We start from the raw sequence: 14,135 nt of genomic DNA on the forward strand, positions 1-14,135 counted from the left end.
CGACAGTCTGGATTGCTTCGCTGCGCTCGCAATGACGCGTGGAAGCAGGTGCGGTTCAATTTTCATTCCGCTTTGCGGAAAACATGCGCGGCAATCGTGCTGCCGCATCATCCCTCGCGCTTGCTGTGCTTTCGCGCATGCGGCATGATTGCGGCAACAGCTTCAACCAAGAGCAATAACCAAGCCGCCATCAGAGTACGGCGCGATAAGGGAGGTCTTTTTCGATGAAGCATATTTTGTCGGGCATTTTTGCCGCAGCGTTTGCGCTGAGTGCGAGCGCCGCCGCGCAGGCCCAGGACAAGCCGCCGCTGAAGATCGGCGGCATCCTCGACATGTCGAGCCTGTATGCCGACATCACCGGCCCCGGCAGCGAGACCGCGGCCAAGATGGCCGTCGAAGATTTTGGCGGCGAGGTGCTGGGACGCAAGATCCAGGTGCTCGCAGCCGACCATCTCAACAAGGCTGACCTGTCCGCCAACATCGCCCGCGACATGCTCGACAACCAGGGCGTCGAGATGATCTACGATGTCGCGGCCTCGGCCACTGCGCTTGCCGCCGGCGAGATCGCGAAGCGCGCAACAAGATCATCATGTTCAACGGCCCGGGCTCGATCCGTCTCACCAACGAGGCCTGCGGTCCCTACACCATTCACTACGTGTTCGACACTTACGGCCAGGCCAACGTGACCGGTCTTGCCGCCGTGAAGTCCGGCCTCGACAGCTGGTTCTTCCTCACCGCCGACTACGCCTTCGGCCAGGACCTGGAGAAGGACACCAGCGCCGTCGTCACCAAGACCGGCGGCAAGGTGCTCGGCGCCGTGCGCCATCCGCTCAACACCTCGGATTTTTCGTCGTTCCTGCTCCAGGCTCAAGCGTCCAAAGCCAAGGTGATTGGCCTTGCCAACGCCGGCGGCGATACCGTCAACGCCATCAAGCAGGCGGCCGAATTCGGCATCACCAAGGGCGGCCAGAAAGTCTCGCCGCTGCTCGCCTTTGTCACCGACATCGACTCGATCGAACTGGAGACCGCGCAGGGCCTGCTGCTGGCGGAAGCCTTCTACTGGGACCTCAACGATGACACGCGCGCATTTTCGAAGCGATTCACCGAACGCATGAAGCGGCCGCCGACCTCGGCGCAGGCCGGCGTCTATTCGTCCGTCACGCACTATTTGAAGGCCGTGAAGGCCGCGGGCACGACCGACTCGGCCGCGGTCATCAAGGTGATGAAGGAGACACCGATCAACGACTTCTTCGCCAAGAACGGCAAGATCCGCGAGGACGGCCGCATGATCCACGACATGTACCTGTTCGAGGTCAAGAAGCCGTCGGAATCCAAGGGCCGCTGGGACGACTACAAGCTGCTCGCCACCGTGCCCGGCAACGAGGCGTTCCAGTCGCTGGAGCAGTCGCGCTGCCCGCTGGTGAAGAAATAAGCCTCGTCATTGCGAGGAACGAAGTGACGAAGCAATCCAAATCGTCTCCGCCGAAGCATTCCTGGATTGCTTCGCTTCGCTCGCAATGACGAGTGTGGCGATCGACAGAGCAAAATAACAAGGGAGGCGTCCCATGAACGACATGGTCCTGCAAAAGCTCGAAGGCGGACTGCTCACCATCACGATGAATCGTCCCGAGCGGAAGAACGCGCTCAATCCCGACATGGTCGCGGGGCTGGTCGAGGCCGCGCGGCGCGCGGCTGACGATCCCGAGGTGCGCGCGGTGTTGTTCAAAGGCGCAGGCGGCTCGTTCTGCGTCGGCGGCGACGTCAAGTCGATGGCGGCAGGCCGTGCGCCGCTGCCGTTCGAAGTGAAAATGGCGAACCTGCGCCGCGGCATGGAAGTATCGCGCATCCTGCACCAGATGCCGAAGCCCGTGGTGGCGCAGCTCGACGGCGCTGCAGCCGGCGCCGGCCTTTCGATGGCGCTGTCCTGCGACCTGCGCATCGCGAGCGAATCCTGCAAGATCACGACCGCCTTCGCCAAGGTCGGCTTCTCCGGCGATTATGGCGGAACCTATTTCCTGACGCAGCTGCTCGGCAGCGCGCGGGCGCGCGAGCTCTATCTGATGTCGCCGGTGCTCACCGCGAAGGAGGCGCATGCGATCGGGATGGTGACGAAGGTGGTGCCCGACGCCGAGATCGACACAGCCGCGCACGAGCTCGCGCTGTCGCTGGCGCAGGGCCCATCGATCGCGCTCGGCTTCATCAAGCGCAACATCAACAACGCCGAGCATCTGGCGCTGGAAGATTGCTTCGACGGCGAGGCGATCCATCACACCCGTTGCAGCGACACCGAGGACCACAAGGAAGCCGCCAAGGCCTTTGTCGAAAAGCGCAAGCCGACCTTCAGGGGCGCATGACGATGGCGCCCTATATGCGGCTCCGGCAGATCTGCCTCGTCGCGCCGCAGCTCGCGCCTGTGGTCGCCGACATCGCCGGGATCATGGGCCTCGACGTCTGCTACCGCGATGGCAATGTTGCCAAATACGGCCTGGAGAACGCGCTGCTTCCGGTCGACACGATCTTGCTGGAGGTGGTCGCGCCGTTCAAGGGCGGCACCACCGCCGGCCGCTTCATCGAGAAGACCGGCGGCCGCGGCGGCTATATGGCGATCTTCTGCTGCAACGATCCGGATGAACGCGGCCGCAACGCCAATGCGATGGGCGTGCGCACCGCCAACGTGATCGACCACGCGCCCTATCACGGCGTGCAGCTCCACCCGCGCGACTGCCGCGCCGCCTTCATCGAGTTCAACCATACAAAAGGCAGCGACGATATTCTGGGGCCGTATCCGCCCGCGGGGCCGGATTGGCAAAAGTTCATCCGCAAGGATGTGACGCTGGCGCTGACGGGCGTTGAGATGCAGAGCCCGGATCCGCGGGGGCTCGCAGAACATTGGGGGAAGATCATCGGGGTCGCGCCTTGTGGCGATGCCGAATTGAAAATGCCCAATGCCGCCTTCCGTTTCGTGAGGGGCGCGAGCGAGATCATGAGCGCGCTGGAGTTTCAGGTGGCGGATGTCGCGAGCGTGCTGCATGCCGCGAAGGCAAAGGGGCTCGCGGTGGCGGGCAATGAGTTTTTGCTCGGCGGGGTGACGTTCCGCGTAAGCTGAAAGCCGGCCCGTGCTTCCTTCTCCCACAACAAGGGGAGAAGGAAGAAAGAGACTACCTTCCCCTAAAATTCGCCGCGCGGCGCTCTTCGGTGGCCTTGACGCCTTCCTTGAAGTCTTCCGTCGCCCGCAAGCGCGTCTGCTCGCCGAGTTCGTGGTTGGTCGCGGCCATCACGCGGTCGGCGAGGTTGGCGCGCATCGTGGCGCGGGTGGAGAGGAGGCCGAGCGGGGAGCATTCGGCGATCTCGGCGGCGAGCTTCATCGCGCCTGCCTTCACCTGGTCCTGCGGCACCAGCTCGTTGGCGAGGCCCCACTTGACGGCCTCTTCGCCGGTGACGCGGCGGCTGGTGTAGAACATCAGCTCGGCGTTGTTCTTGCCGATCAGCTCGGGCAGCGTCACGGTCAGGCCGAAGCCGGGATGGAAACCGAGCCGGGTGAAGTTCGCGGAGAAGCGCGCTTCCGGGCAGGTGACGCGGAAGTCGGCCGACACTGCGAGACCAAGTCCGCCGCCAATGGCTGCGCCCTGCACCGCGGCGACGATCGGCTTCTTGGCGCGGAAGATGCGCACGGCCTGGATGTAGAGATGGTTGATCGGGCCGAGGTTGTCGGCCGGGTCGCCCTTCTTCTCGGCCTCGCGCGCTTCCTGCGCTTGCCGCGCCGGATCGCCAAAATTGGCGCCGGCACAGAATGCCTTGCCTTGCGCCGACAGCACGGATGCGCGGATCTCGATGTCGCGATCGAACTCGTCGAGCGCATCCGCGATCTGGTTGATCAGCGAGATGTCGAAGAAGTTCAGCGGCGGGCGGCGGATCTCGATGGTGCCGACGTGGCCAATTTTCTCGACGCCGATATCTTTGTAGGTGCTCATGATGTCCTCGAAAGTTTAGCGGAGCCCAAGTCCGCGCGCGATGATGCCGCGCAGCACCTCGGTGGTGCCGCCCTGGATGGTGAGTTTCGGTGCGGTCTTGATGGCGAAGTCGAGTTGCCGCTCCAGCGTCTCGCGGTTGGTCGCGGTCTCCTCGACGAAGGCGGCGAGATCGCGCACGCGGTGCGGAAGCTGCTGCTCCCAGACCGTGCCGATGTCCTTGACGATGGACGCCTCCACGACCGGCTCCTTGCCGGCCTGCAGCATGCCCGCAACCGAGACCGACATGCGCCGCATGGTGTGGAGCTGCGCCACGAGCCGGCCGATGCCCTCGGCGCTGCGCGTGTCCGGGTTGGGGCCGACCGCGCGCACCAGCTCTGTCAGCACGTAATAGGTCTCCAGAAAACGCTCGGGGCCGGAACGCTCATAGGCGAGCTCGCTCGTCGCCTGCTTCCAGGCGCCGTCGACTTCGCCGAGCACGTGATCATCGGGCACGAAGAAGTCGGTGAAGACGACCTCGTTGAACTCGTACTGGCCGGTGATCTGGCCGATCGGGTTCACTCGGATACCCGGCTGCTTCATCTTGACCAGAAACTGCGTCAGGCCGTGACGGCGGTTTTCCTTGGTCGGCTGCGAGGTCCGGAAGATCGCGATCATGTAGTCGGCAATGTGCGCCGACGAGGTCCAGATCTTGGTGCCGTTGATGAGATAGCCGCCGTCGGTCTTGGTCGCGCGCGTCTTCGCCGCGAACAGATCGGAGCCGGAGTTCGGCTCGCTCATGCCGATGGCAAAGCAGATCTCGCCTCGGCAGATGCGCGGCAGGATATCCATCTTGATATGCTCGGGCGCGTATTTGATCAGCACCGGCCCGCTCTGGCGGTCAGCGACGAAGAAACGCCGCGTCGGCGCGTTGGCGACGCGCATTTCCTCGGTCACCACGTAGCGCTCGAGGAAGGAGCGCTCCTGGCCGCCATATTTTTTCGGCCAGGTCATGCCCAGCCAGCCCTTGGCGCCGACCCGGCGGGAAAATTCCGGCGCGTCGGTGTCTTCGCGGTTGGGCTTGTGCGGATCGAAGGTGCCGGCCGCGATTTCCTCGGCGAGGAAGGCGCGCACTTCCTTGCGCAATTGCTCGCACTTCTCGGGCAGGCGGATCGGATCGAAACGGAGGGCAGCGGTCATTGTTGTCTCGTCCCCTGATCAGCGCGAAGCCACGAGCGGCCACAATTCGTCGGCGCCGCGGTTTGCGACCAGCTTGCCGAGCTCGACGGCCCAGTGACTCTCCGAGCCGAAATCGTCGCGCCAGGCCAGCGCCCGTAGCGAAAAGCGGTGCAGGATGTGCTCGCTGGTGAAGCCGATGGCGCCGTGCACCTGATGCGCGATGGCGCCGCCTTTCTCCGCGGCTTCCGCGCAGCGGATCTTTGCCGAGGCGGCTTCGAGATAGACCTCGTCGTCGAATGACTTTGCGTTCGCGATGGCGTCGGCCGCGGATGTTGCGGCCGCAAGCGCGGCAGCGGATTCGCCGGCGAGACGGGCGAGATTGTGCTGCACGGCCTGAAACTTCGAGATCTTCTTCTCGAATGCGACGCGCTCGTTGGAATAGCGCACGGAGATGTCGAGCATCGCTTCCAGCGCGCCCGCGATCTGAAGGCTGCGCGCGACGCCGCCCATCAGCATGAGCGTGGTCTGGTCGAAGCCCTTCGCGGGCTTGACGGCGACGGGCTGGACCTTGTCGAGCGTCACGGTATCGCTGTGGTCGTAGCCGAGGTTGAGTCCGGAGTCGATCCGGCCCCTGCTCGCTTCGACCAAGGCAATCGAGATCCCATCCTTGCCGTGCGCCAGCACCGCAAAGTGCTTCGCCGCCTTGGCAAAGGGCACGCCGCGGGCGCGGCCCGAGAGCGCGCCGTCGGCATCGAGCGTGATGCGATCCTTCGGCGAGGCCGGCAGCACCGTCATCTCGCCTTCCGGTGAAGCGATTTTCGCCTGCGCAAGCAACCAGCCCGCCAGCATGGTCTCGGCCAGGGGAACCGCGACCGCGAAGCGGCCGGCGGCGTTCAGCAGCGCAAAACCGTCGGCAAGGCTGGCGCCGGAGCCGCCGAGATCGTCGGGCACCCAGGACAGAGGCAAGCCGGCTTCGCTCAGCGCCTGCCACAGCGGCGCCTGCCACGAACCCTTCTTGTCGTTGTTGATGGTCTGCGGATCGGCGAGATCGGCGAAGATTTTCTCCGCGGTCTCGACGACGATATTGTCACTCTCCGCCACAGCGTTCCCCGTGTTTTGCCATTGGCGCGTTCCGTCCAGTCGGTGCGGCGCGCGGTCTCTTCTTGCGCCCGATGATCCGAAAAAGCCATGGCCCTGACAAGCGTTGATCGCAGGCCCATCTGCGGCTCCGGCATGGGCGCAAGAGCTGCTATGGACTAATTCCGCTTAGCGGAGTTTGCTCGATTTGCAGGGCGCGGCAAACTCGCTAAATAGGGCCAGCTGCTTAAGGCTTGCATTCAATCAAGGGGAAGGAAATCCGGATGGCAAAAGACAGTCTGTGCGCAATCGTGACGGGGTCCGCATCCGGACTTGGTGCTGCGACCGCGGAAATTCTCGCGCGGAGCGGGGCGCGGCTCGTCATCAACTATTCCTCGAGCCAGAAGGAAGCCGAGGCCACCGCCGAACTCTGCCGCAAGGCGGGCTCTCCGGAAGTTCTGGTCGCGCAGGGCGACGTCTCGCGCGACGAGGATTGCCGCAAGATCGTCGCGGCAGCCAGCGGCTGGGGCCGGCTCGACGTGCTCGTCAACAATGCCGGCATCACCAAGCATGTCGCGCATGCCGATCTCGATGGATTGTCGGCTGAAGATTTCCAGCGCTTGTACGGCGTCAACACCATCGGCCCGTTCCAGATGGTGCGCGCGGCGCGCAGCCTGCTCGAGGCCGGCGCGAAGGCTTCGGAGCGGCCGTCCGCCGTGGTCAACGTGTCCTCGGTTGCCGGCATCAGCGGCGTCGGCTCGTCGATCGCCTATGCTGCGAGCAAGGGCGCGCTCAACACGATGACGTTGTCGCTGTCACGTGCACTGGCGCCGCTGATCCGCGTCAACACGGTGTGCCCCGGCTATATCGACACGCCCTGGTTCACCAAGGGCCGCGGCGAGGCCGGCGCCAAGCAGGTGCGCGACAGCGTGGTGGCGAAGGTGCCGCTCAAGGTCGCATCATCCGCCAATGACATCGCGCAGCTGGTCTGCTTCCTGGCAACGCCGGCGTCGAGCAACATGACCGGCGAAGTCGTGCGCATGGATGCGGGGATGCATTTGATAACTTAATTCGCCATTGCGAGCGAAGCGAAGCAATCCAGAGAGCGTCCGCGCGGACAATCTGGATTGCTTCGTCGCAAGGGCTCCTCGCAATGACGGAGTGCGAGGGCGGCGTCGTGCCCGACGTCCCGCACCGCTATCCTTTTATCACGCCGCTCGCGACCAGCCGGTGCCAAATGAAGAGCACCACCACCGCCCCGATCGTGGCCATGATGAAGCCGGCGCCCTGGTCGGGGCTATAGTGCCCGATCGCCTGGCCGACGAAGGTGGCGAGAAACGCACCCGCAATGCCCAGGATGGTGGTGAGGATGAAGCCGCTCGGGTTGTTCGGTCCCGGCGCCAGCCAGCGCGCGATGAGGCCGGCGATGAAGCCGACGACGATGATCCACAACAGGCCGCCCATGCTCATGTCAGTGCTCCCCTTCCCGAGAATGCGTCGATCAAAGTTCGATTAAAGTCTGCCCGAGAGTTCGTTCTCGGTCGGCAGCCGTCCGTCCGGCGTCAGGTGGTCGATCACCTTTGGCAGATACTGGCTGAGACCGGAGAGCAGTTCCTCGCGCGACAGGCCGCTCTGGGAGGACAGGCTTTCGATCTGGTCGGCGCCGAGCGCATTGGCGAGATCGCCGGGCGCGATCGCCTTGTTCTCGCCCTTGCCGACCCAGGTGCTCGCGGTCTCGCCATGGCCGCCCTGCTGGAGCTGGTTGAGGAGATCGCCGAGACCGCCGCTCAGCACGGTGCCGGCGGCGCCGCCCGCGAGCAGGCCGCCGAGGCCGCCCTTGAGCAGATCGCTGAGGCCGCCGCTACCACCGGGGCCGCCGGGAACAGCGCTACTGCCCGTATTGACAGGCGTCGGAGGCGGCAGCGGCGAGCGCTGCTGCGATGCTGGCGCTGCTTCGGGCTGGCCTGCCGTCAGATGCTTGAAGGCCTTCCAGGCAATCAGGCCGAGCAGCGCCATGGTCATCGGCGACATGCCGCCGGAGGAATTCTCGGAGCTGGGCGTGCTCGGGCCGCGGGGGCCGTTCTGCATGCCGTTGAGGACGTCGAGTAGACCCATGGTGCTCTCCTTTGGCGTTCTCGTCGGCGAGTTCTCGCCGGTGACAGCCCCCGGGGCAAAAACATATGAGGCTCTCATGACGGTTACAAGGCGAATGCACCGCAACCAATGGGCAGCCGGCGTTGCCTCTGCTATCGAGGGCGCGTCATTCAAGGGAGCAAGGTCAGGTGGTTGCGGATCGACCGATCGTGGTGGCCGGCGCGGGCGCCATCGGCTGTTTCGTCGGAGGCCAACTGGCGGCCGGAGGGCGCCGCGTCGCGCTGCTGGTGCGGCCGCGGGTCAAAACCGAGATCGAGCGGTTCGGCCTGCGGCTGACCGATTTCGACGGCTCCGAGCAGAAGCTCGGCGCGGGCCAGCTCGCGCTGTCGGAGGATCCCGCGATCTTCCACAGCGCCGGCATCGTGCTGGTCACGGTGAAGAGCGCCGACACCGCCGATGTCGCGGACCAGATTGCCCGGCACGCGCCGCAGGACGCCGTCATCGTCTCCCTGCAGAACGGCGTCGGCAATGTCGCGGTTCTGCGCGAGCGGCTCGGCGGCCGGCGCGTGCTCGCCGGCATGGTGCCGTTCAACGTGATCGCGATGGGCGAGGGACGCTTCCACCGCTCGACGTCCGGCGACATCCATGTCGGCGAGGATGAGGCGAATACGGCCGCCTCGCTGTCGGTGCCCGGCCTCGCCATGCGCGCAAGCCGTGACATCACCGGCGTGCAATGGGGCAAGCTGATCATCAATTTGAACAATGCGCTCAGCGCGTTGTCCGACATGCCGCTCGCCGCGCAACTGGCGAACCGTGACTGGCGAAAACTGTTCGCCGACCAGATGGCCGAAGGCGTGGCTGCGATGAAGGCCGCCGGCATCGCGCCGGTCTCGGCGACGCCGATCCCGCTGAGGTGGACGCCGACCCTGCTGAGACTGCCCGATGTGATCTTCAATGCGATCCTGGGGCGCACGATGAAGATCGATCCCGAGGCGCGCTCCTCGATGTGGCAGGACCTGAAGCAGGGCCGCAAGACCGAGATCGACTATCTCCAGGGCGCAGTCATCGCACTCGCCGAGCAGAACAATGTCGACGTGCCGCTGATGCGCCGCATTGTTGCGCTGATCAAGCAGGCGGAGGCGGCAGGCAATGGTCCGCCGCGGCTGACGCCGCAGCAGATCCGCGGAGCGGCCTGAGTGCTAAGGAGGAACGCGATGAGGCGTTGTTTGGCGATCGGTCTCGCGCTGGCCGCGCTCTGCGGCGCATCGACGCTCACGCACGCCAGGCCGCCGACGGTGATGAACTCTCCCGGCTATGACGCGCGATTGCAGGAGAGTCGCAAGGCGTTGAGTGCTTCGCCGACGACAACGGCGCCGGGGAGTCAATCGGTGCCCGCACCCAAGCGCGTCAAGAAGAAGCATCCGAACTGAGGATGGGGGCACGAATATCCATCCAACTCGTCATTGCGAGCGCAGCGAAGCAATCCGGAATCCCTCCGCGGAAAGACTCTGGATTGCTTCGCTACGCTCGCAATGACGGCTGAAGCCGCGACTCAGCCCTTCTTTGCCGGCTTGCTTGGCGCCGGGGTGAACAGCTTCTTCAGATCGCTCAAGCTTTCCGATAGCCGCGGCCATTCGCAGGAGAACGAGCCCTTGGTGCAGGGCGGGCCCTTCGGTCGCGGGCTGACGGACTGCTGCACCTTGGGCCGCTCGACCGGGACGGGCACGCGCTCGACCTCGGTTCGCAGCGCGACCTGCTGCTGCCGCGCTTGCTGTTCCTGCTGCTCGCGCTGCTCGCGTTGCTGGCGCGCGGCGACTTGGGCCGCTTCATTGCTGCGGCGCTGATTTGCCAGGTAGGCGGTGTAGGATTCGTCGATCCTCTTCTGCTCCTCCGGCGTCGGATTGGGACCTGCGATGTCGAAGGTGCGGTCCTGGAGGAAATCGTAATAGGAATATCCGCCGCCTGGCTTGCGGCGGCCGGCGAACTTGGCGTTGCAATCGGCAAGCGCAGCCGTCTTCTCGGTCTTGTTCGCCGCCTTCTCGGCGGCGTCGGCGCATTCCTCGAAATCGACGGGCGCGCGCTTCCACCATTGGGCATGGGCATGCAACGGCGTCAGCAGAAAAAATCCTGCTGCGGCAACGACAAGCGCCGCACGACGCGATGCAACTACGTCCGACATTCTACAGGAGCATTCCTTACAAAACTCAACCCGAACTGAGTCGGGTCCGATTTTTGCCCCTTTATCGCCGGCTTGTCACCCGTGGAACTCGGGAATTTCATGGCTGGAATGCTGACATTTTTTGCTTGACGTGGCGCGGGAGTCACAGCCGCGCAGCCCATGATCGGCTTAGACTTTTATTGGTTTGAATTCGAAGGGGAATATCCGTCATGAGAGCGTTGGCCCGTCTCGCCGCAATCACATTGGCGTTCATTTCCAGCCATGCGTTCGCAGCGGACGAGGAAGCGCCCAACCGCAGGCCGGTGAGGGCGATCGCCGACGCGCGGCTCTCGGTCAGCGGCCAGGGAATGCTGCCGCTCTATCTCTCCAGCGACTGGTCGCTGCCGCTGCCGGCGATCTCGCGTGCCATCATCGTGCTGCACGGACGCCTGCGCAATGCCGACGAATATTACATGTCGGCCCATACTGCGCAGGTTGCGGCGGGCGACGACGGCAAGAGCGCGCTGATGATCGTCCCGCAGTTTCTGGCGGAGATCGATATCGACGCGCACAAGCTGCCCGCGGATACGCTGCGCTGGTCGCTGGAGGGATGGGAGGGCGGCGACGCCGCGCTGGCGCCGAATCCGGTCTCGTCCTTCGATGCGCTCGATGCGATCCTCGCCAAACTCTCGGACCGGCGTATCTTCCCGAATCTGAAGCAGGTCGTCGTTGCCGGCCATTCCGGCGGTGGCCAGGTCGCGCAACGCTATGCCATCGCCGGCAAAGGCGAGGCGGCGCTGTCGCGCCAGCATATCGATGTCCGCTACGTCGTCGCCAATCCCTCCTCCTACGCTTATTTCAGCAACACGCGGCCCGTGCCGGCGATCGCCGCATCCTGCCCGGGCTACAACAATTGGAAATACGGCATGGACGGGCGTCCGCTCTATCTTGCGAACGCAACGCCGGCCGCGCTGGAGCAGCGCTATGTCGAGCGCGAGGTGATCTATCTGCTCGGCACGCTCGACACCAATCCGAAGCACTCCGCGCTGGACAAGAGCTGCATGGCCGAGGCGCAAGGTCCCACGCGCTACGCCCGCGGCCACGCTTATGCGGATGCGATGGCCAGGCGCGACCGCGGCACGCCCAATCACCGGGTCTGGGACGTCGCCGGCGTCGGCCATGACGGCGACAAGATGCTGACCTCGAAATGCGGCCTCGCGGCGCTGTTCGATATTCCGGGCTGCGAGGCCGAGCGCTGATGCCGATGCATTGAAGGCGGCACCTTGAAGGCCGATGCCTTGAAGCCAGATCCCTTGAAGGCAGATCCCTTGAAGCGTTGGCTCCGGCTGTTACACTTCGTCTCGCGACGTCCTCATCCTGGGACGACGCCAAGAAGAAGTGGAAACGCCTGATGCTGCTGCTCGTCAGCGCCCCGCCGCGCGATGATTCCGGAAAAGTTCGCCGCACCCTGTTGCGCGACGAGCGCGCGGCGTGGATGAAGGAAGGGCGCGCTTTCCGGATTTGGCCGGCGAAGGCGCGGGCGCACGCCGAATAAAAAGAATACAGAAGGACTGAGACATGACGATCACCATCGCAGCGAACAGCGTGCCGAAGCCGCCGGCCGAGATCATCGAGGGTTTTCGCGGCGCGCCGACCTCGGTCATTTCAGACAATCTCGCCCGGTTGCCGGGCGCGGTGGGGCTGAAACCCTATCATCGCGGCGGCAAGCTGGTGGGGACGGCCTTCACCGTGCGCACCCGTCCCGGCGACAATCTCGCCATCCACCGCGCACTTGAACTGGTCGGCCCCGGCGACGTCATCGTGGTCGACGGCGGTGGCGACGAGACCCGCGCGCTGGTCGGCGAGATCATGAAGAACATCGCGCAGTGGCGCAAAGCCGAAGGCTATGTCATCGACGGCGCGATCCGCGATGTCGCCGCCTTCGCCGCTGACGACTTTCCCTGCTACGCCCGCGCGGTGATCCATCGCGGCCCCTACAAGAACGGCCCCGGCGAGATCAACGTGCCCGTGACGATCGGCGGCAGCGTGATCTCGCCCGGCGACATCGTGGTCGGCGATGAGGACGGCGTGGTCTCGTTCCCCGTCGCCGGCGCCGCGGCGCTGCTGGAAGCCGTCCGCGCCCAGGTCGCGCGCGAGGAGGAGACCATGAAGGCGATCCGCGAGGGCCGCTACCAGGGGGCTTACGGCAAATCCTGATCAGAGAAAACGAAGGGAAAGTGACGTGAGCCAGAAGGACGAATTCCACAATATCGACGATGCCAGCGACGGGCTGCTTCGCGAGCTCGCGGCGGGGGTCACCACGCGCATCTTCTCCGGCGAGCAAGCGATGCTTTCGGTGGTGACGCTGGCCCCGCATGCGCAGGGCACGCTGCATCATCATCCCGAGGAGCAATGGGGCGTGCTGCTCGACGGCTCCGCCATCCGCGTCCAGGGTGATGAGGAAATTCCGGTGAAGAAGGGCGATTTTTGGCGCACGCCCGGCAACGTGCCGCACACGATGCGCGCCGGCCCCGATGGGGCCCGCGTGCTGGACATTTTCAGTCCACCACGGCCAGAATACAAAAAAGCGGGGTCGGGCTTCGGCACGACCTAGGCGCCAAAGAGCATAAGGCCGGGCGCAAAACCAAAGGGGAGGGGACCATGACGATCACGCGACGCACGCTGCTGGCAGCGCCCGTTATTCTCGCAATCGCGCCAGCGCTCGCGCAGGCCGGCAAGATTACTCTGGTCGTGCCGTTTCCGCCGGGCGGATCGACCGATGCGATGGCGCGGCTGTTGCAGGCAAATCTGCAGACAAAGCTCAACCGCATCGTCGTGGTCGAGAACAAGTCGGGCGCCGCCGGCGCGCTCGGGGCCGCGCAAGTCGCCAAGAGCCCGCCGGACGGCTCGACGTTCCTGGTCACCTTCGATTCCCACGCGGTGATCCCGTCCATCCTCGACAAGCCGCCGGTCGATGTCGAGCGCGAGCTGATGCCGGTGCTGCTGGTGGGCACCGCGCCTTATGTGATCGCCGCCGGCGCCGGCCGTCCCTACAAGAGCTTTGCCGACGTGGTCGCCGCCTGCAAGGCGACGCCCGGCGCGGTGAAATATGCCTCCGTCGGCATCGGCACGCTCGGCCATCTCGCCATGACGGTGCTCGGCACCAAGGCCGGCGTCGAGATCATGCACGTGCCCTATCGCGGCGGCGGCCCGGCGATGAACGACGTGCTCGGCGGCCATGTCGATCTGATCGCGGGATCGGCGGCGTTGGTCTCGGCTCAGCTCGGCACCAACATGCTGCGGCCGATCCTGCAACTCGGCCGCGAGCGCCTGCCGGCGTTGCCGGATACGCCGACTGCGATCGAGGCGGGCTTTCCGGACTTCGAGACGCTCGCCTGGTGGGGCATCTTTGCGCCCGCGGGCACGCCGCCGGATGTCGTTGCGGCCATGGCGACGGCGTCCAGGGAGATCCTGAGCGAGCCCGCGACCGCCGCCCAGCTCAAGGAAACCCAGCAGATGACGCTGCTGCTCCAGGACGGCGCCGCATTCAAGACCTTCTTCGACAAGCAGGTCGCCTATTGGGGTAAGGTGGTGAAGGACAACAATATCAAGGCATGAAAAGCCCATGCCCGGGATTGCCATCCCAGGTTCGGTGCCAAGTCCGGTGCGCTCGCGCGGGC

The 14,135-nt window shown here is 65.0% G+C and carries 16 protein-coding genes and 1 pseudogene; 11 read left to right on the plus strand and 6 right to left on the minus strand.

Going from position 1 to position 14,135, the window contains the following annotated elements; translation table 11 throughout:
• Window positions 1-224: 224 nt before the first annotated feature.
• The 3 genes and pseudogenes from OWC48_RS12605 to OWC48_RS12615 all read left to right on the plus strand — a co-directional run bounded on the left by OWC48_RS12605 (window position 225) and on the right by OWC48_RS12615 (window position 3,106).
• Window positions 225-1,432 (plus strand): annotated as a pseudogene (locus OWC48_RS12605) (ABC transporter substrate-binding protein).
• Window positions 1,433-1,565: 133 nt separating this feature from the next.
• A complete protein-coding gene (locus OWC48_RS12610; protein WP_282520274.1) occupies window positions 1,566-2,354 on the plus strand; it encodes an enoyl-CoA hydratase in 789 nt (262 codons plus the stop codon).
• A 2-nt stretch (window positions 2,355-2,356) separates the two neighbouring features.
• The gene (locus OWC48_RS12615; RefSeq protein ID WP_282520275.1) at window positions 2,357-3,106 is read left to right on the plus strand and encodes a hypothetical protein; all 750 of its coding nucleotides are present in this window, start codon (window positions 2,357-2,359) and stop codon (window positions 3,104-3,106) included.
• Between the two features lie 52 nt (window positions 3,107-3,158).
• Here the strand turns inward: OWC48_RS12615 and OWC48_RS12620 are convergent, their stop codons facing one another.
• The 3 genes from OWC48_RS12620 to OWC48_RS12630 are packed head-to-tail and all read right to left on the minus strand — an operon-like array spanning window position 3,159 to window position 6,227.
• On the minus strand, window positions 3,159-3,971 hold the full coding sequence (locus OWC48_RS12620; RefSeq protein WP_282520276.1) for an enoyl-CoA hydratase/isomerase family protein: 813 nt from the start codon (window positions 3,969-3,971) through the stop codon (window positions 3,159-3,161).
• A gap of 15 nt (window positions 3,972-3,986) precedes the next feature.
• Complete coding sequence (locus tag OWC48_RS12625) at window positions 3,987-5,147, minus strand: acyl-CoA dehydrogenase family protein (RefSeq protein ID WP_007599295.1); 1,161 nt, start codon at window positions 5,145-5,147, stop codon at window positions 3,987-3,989.
• 18 nt (window positions 5,148-5,165) lie between these two features.
• Window positions 5,166-6,227, minus strand: coding sequence for an acyl-CoA dehydrogenase family protein (locus OWC48_RS12630; protein WP_282520277.1), 1,062 nt, complete (start codon window positions 6,225-6,227; stop codon window positions 5,166-5,168).
• A 260-nt stretch (window positions 6,228-6,487) separates the two neighbouring features.
• On the opposite strand from OWC48_RS12630, the gene OWC48_RS12635 reads away from it, so the two are divergent.
• Window positions 6,488-7,273 carry an SDR family NAD(P)-dependent oxidoreductase gene (locus OWC48_RS12635; protein WP_282520278.1) on the plus strand — a complete coding sequence of 262 codons (786 nt, stop codon included), beginning with the start codon at window positions 6,488-6,490 and terminating at the stop codon, window positions 7,271-7,273.
• 127 nt (window positions 7,274-7,400) lie between these two features.
• Here the strand turns inward: OWC48_RS12635 and OWC48_RS12640 are convergent, their stop codons facing one another.
• Together OWC48_RS12640 and OWC48_RS12645 are read right to left on the minus strand one after the other, a co-directional pair.
• Window positions 7,401-7,673 carry a GlsB/YeaQ/YmgE family stress response membrane protein gene (locus tag OWC48_RS12640; RefSeq protein ID WP_083636342.1) on the minus strand — a complete coding sequence of 91 codons (273 nt, stop codon included), beginning with the start codon at window positions 7,671-7,673 and terminating at the stop codon, window positions 7,401-7,403.
• 42 nt (window positions 7,674-7,715) lie between these two features.
• Window positions 7,716-8,318, minus strand: coding sequence for a YidB family protein (locus OWC48_RS12645; RefSeq protein WP_282520279.1), 603 nt, complete (start codon window positions 8,316-8,318; stop codon window positions 7,716-7,718).
• A gap of 167 nt (window positions 8,319-8,485) precedes the next feature.
• Between OWC48_RS12645 and OWC48_RS12650 the strand changes: the two genes are divergently transcribed.
• Both OWC48_RS12650 and OWC48_RS12655 read left to right on the plus strand, forming a co-directional pair.
• On the plus strand, window positions 8,486-9,493 hold the full coding sequence (locus OWC48_RS12650) for a 2-dehydropantoate 2-reductase (protein WP_282520280.1): 1,008 nt from the start codon (window positions 8,486-8,488) through the stop codon (window positions 9,491-9,493).
• A gap of 18 nt (window positions 9,494-9,511) precedes the next feature.
• On the plus strand, window positions 9,512-9,727 hold the full coding sequence (locus OWC48_RS12655) for a hypothetical protein (protein WP_282520281.1): 216 nt from the start codon (window positions 9,512-9,514) through the stop codon (window positions 9,725-9,727).
• A gap of 122 nt (window positions 9,728-9,849) precedes the next feature.
• Here OWC48_RS12655 and OWC48_RS12660 read toward each other — a convergent pair whose 3' ends face one another.
• Complete coding sequence (locus OWC48_RS12660) at window positions 9,850-10,476, minus strand: hypothetical protein (RefSeq protein WP_282520282.1); 627 nt, start codon at window positions 10,474-10,476, stop codon at window positions 9,850-9,852.
• A 209-nt stretch (window positions 10,477-10,685) separates the two neighbouring features.
• Here OWC48_RS12660 and OWC48_RS12665 point away from each other — a divergent pair, with 209 nt between their 5' ends.
• The 5 genes from OWC48_RS12665 (at window position 10,686) to OWC48_RS12685 (ending at window position 14,073) form a co-directional block, all read left to right on the plus strand.
• On the plus strand, window positions 10,686-11,714 hold the full coding sequence (locus OWC48_RS12665) for an alpha/beta hydrolase (protein WP_282520283.1): 1,029 nt from the start codon (window positions 10,686-10,688) through the stop codon (window positions 11,712-11,714).
• Between the two features lie 152 nt (window positions 11,715-11,866).
• Window positions 11,867-12,010, plus strand: coding sequence for a hypothetical protein (locus OWC48_RS12670; protein WP_282520530.1), 144 nt, complete (start codon window positions 11,867-11,869; stop codon window positions 12,008-12,010).
• Between the two features lie 23 nt (window positions 12,011-12,033).
• Window positions 12,034-12,672, plus strand: coding sequence for an RraA family protein (locus OWC48_RS12675; protein WP_282520284.1), 639 nt, complete (start codon window positions 12,034-12,036; stop codon window positions 12,670-12,672).
• Between the two features lie 25 nt (window positions 12,673-12,697).
• A complete protein-coding gene (locus OWC48_RS12680) occupies window positions 12,698-13,069 on the plus strand; it encodes a dimethylsulfonioproprionate lyase family protein (protein ID WP_282520285.1) in 372 nt (123 codons plus the stop codon).
• Between the two features lie 47 nt (window positions 13,070-13,116).
• Complete coding sequence (locus OWC48_RS12685; protein WP_282520286.1) at window positions 13,117-14,073, plus strand: tripartite tricarboxylate transporter substrate-binding protein; 957 nt, start codon at window positions 13,117-13,119, stop codon at window positions 14,071-14,073.
• The last annotated feature ends 62 nt before the right edge of the window (window positions 14,074-14,135 follow it).

Source organism: Bradyrhizobium sp. Arg816 (assembly GCF_029989365.1).
Classification (GTDB): domain Bacteria; phylum Pseudomonadota; class Alphaproteobacteria; order Rhizobiales; family Xanthobacteraceae; genus Bradyrhizobium.

What these genes read in the sequence shown, in the direction of transcription:
- OWC48_RS12670 (WP_282520530.1), top strand. Translation starts at nt 11,867, where the DNA reads ATGCTGCTGCTCGTCAGCGCCCCGCCGCGCGATGATTCCGGAAAAGTT.
- OWC48_RS12675 (WP_282520284.1), top strand. Translation starts at nt 12,034, where the DNA reads ATGACGATCACCATCGCAGCGAACAGCGTGCCGAAGCCGCCGGCCGAG.
- OWC48_RS12635 (WP_282520278.1), top strand. Translation starts at nt 6,488, where the DNA reads ATGGCAAAAGACAGTCTGTGCGCAATCGTGACGGGGTCCGCATCCGGA.
- OWC48_RS12645 (WP_282520279.1), bottom strand. Translation starts at nt 8,318, where the DNA reads ATGGGTCTACTCGACGTCCTCAACGGCATGCAGAACGGCCCCCGCGGC.
- OWC48_RS12615 (WP_282520275.1), top strand. Translation starts at nt 2,357, where the DNA reads ATGGCGCCCTATATGCGGCTCCGGCAGATCTGCCTCGTCGCGCCGCAG.
- OWC48_RS12655 (WP_282520281.1), top strand. Translation starts at nt 9,512, where the DNA reads ATGAGGCGTTGTTTGGCGATCGGTCTCGCGCTGGCCGCGCTCTGCGGC.
- OWC48_RS12610 (WP_282520274.1), top strand. Translation starts at nt 1,566, where the DNA reads ATGAACGACATGGTCCTGCAAAAGCTCGAAGGCGGACTGCTCACCATC.
- OWC48_RS12685 (WP_282520286.1), top strand. Translation starts at nt 13,117, where the DNA reads ATGACGATCACGCGACGCACGCTGCTGGCAGCGCCCGTTATTCTCGCA.
- OWC48_RS12620 (WP_282520276.1), bottom strand. Translation starts at nt 3,971, where the DNA reads ATGAGCACCTACAAAGATATCGGCGTCGAGAAAATTGGCCACGTCGGC.
- OWC48_RS12640 (WP_083636342.1), bottom strand. Translation starts at nt 7,673, where the DNA reads ATGAGCATGGGCGGCCTGTTGTGGATCATCGTCGTCGGCTTCATCGCC.
- OWC48_RS12625 (WP_007599295.1), bottom strand. Translation starts at nt 5,147, where the DNA reads ATGACCGCTGCCCTCCGTTTCGATCCGATCCGCCTGCCCGAGAAGTGC.
- OWC48_RS12660 (WP_282520282.1), bottom strand. Translation starts at nt 10,476, where the DNA reads ATGTCGGACGTAGTTGCATCGCGTCGTGCGGCGCTTGTCGTTGCCGCA.
- OWC48_RS12665 (WP_282520283.1), top strand. Translation starts at nt 10,686, where the DNA reads ATGAGAGCGTTGGCCCGTCTCGCCGCAATCACATTGGCGTTCATTTCC.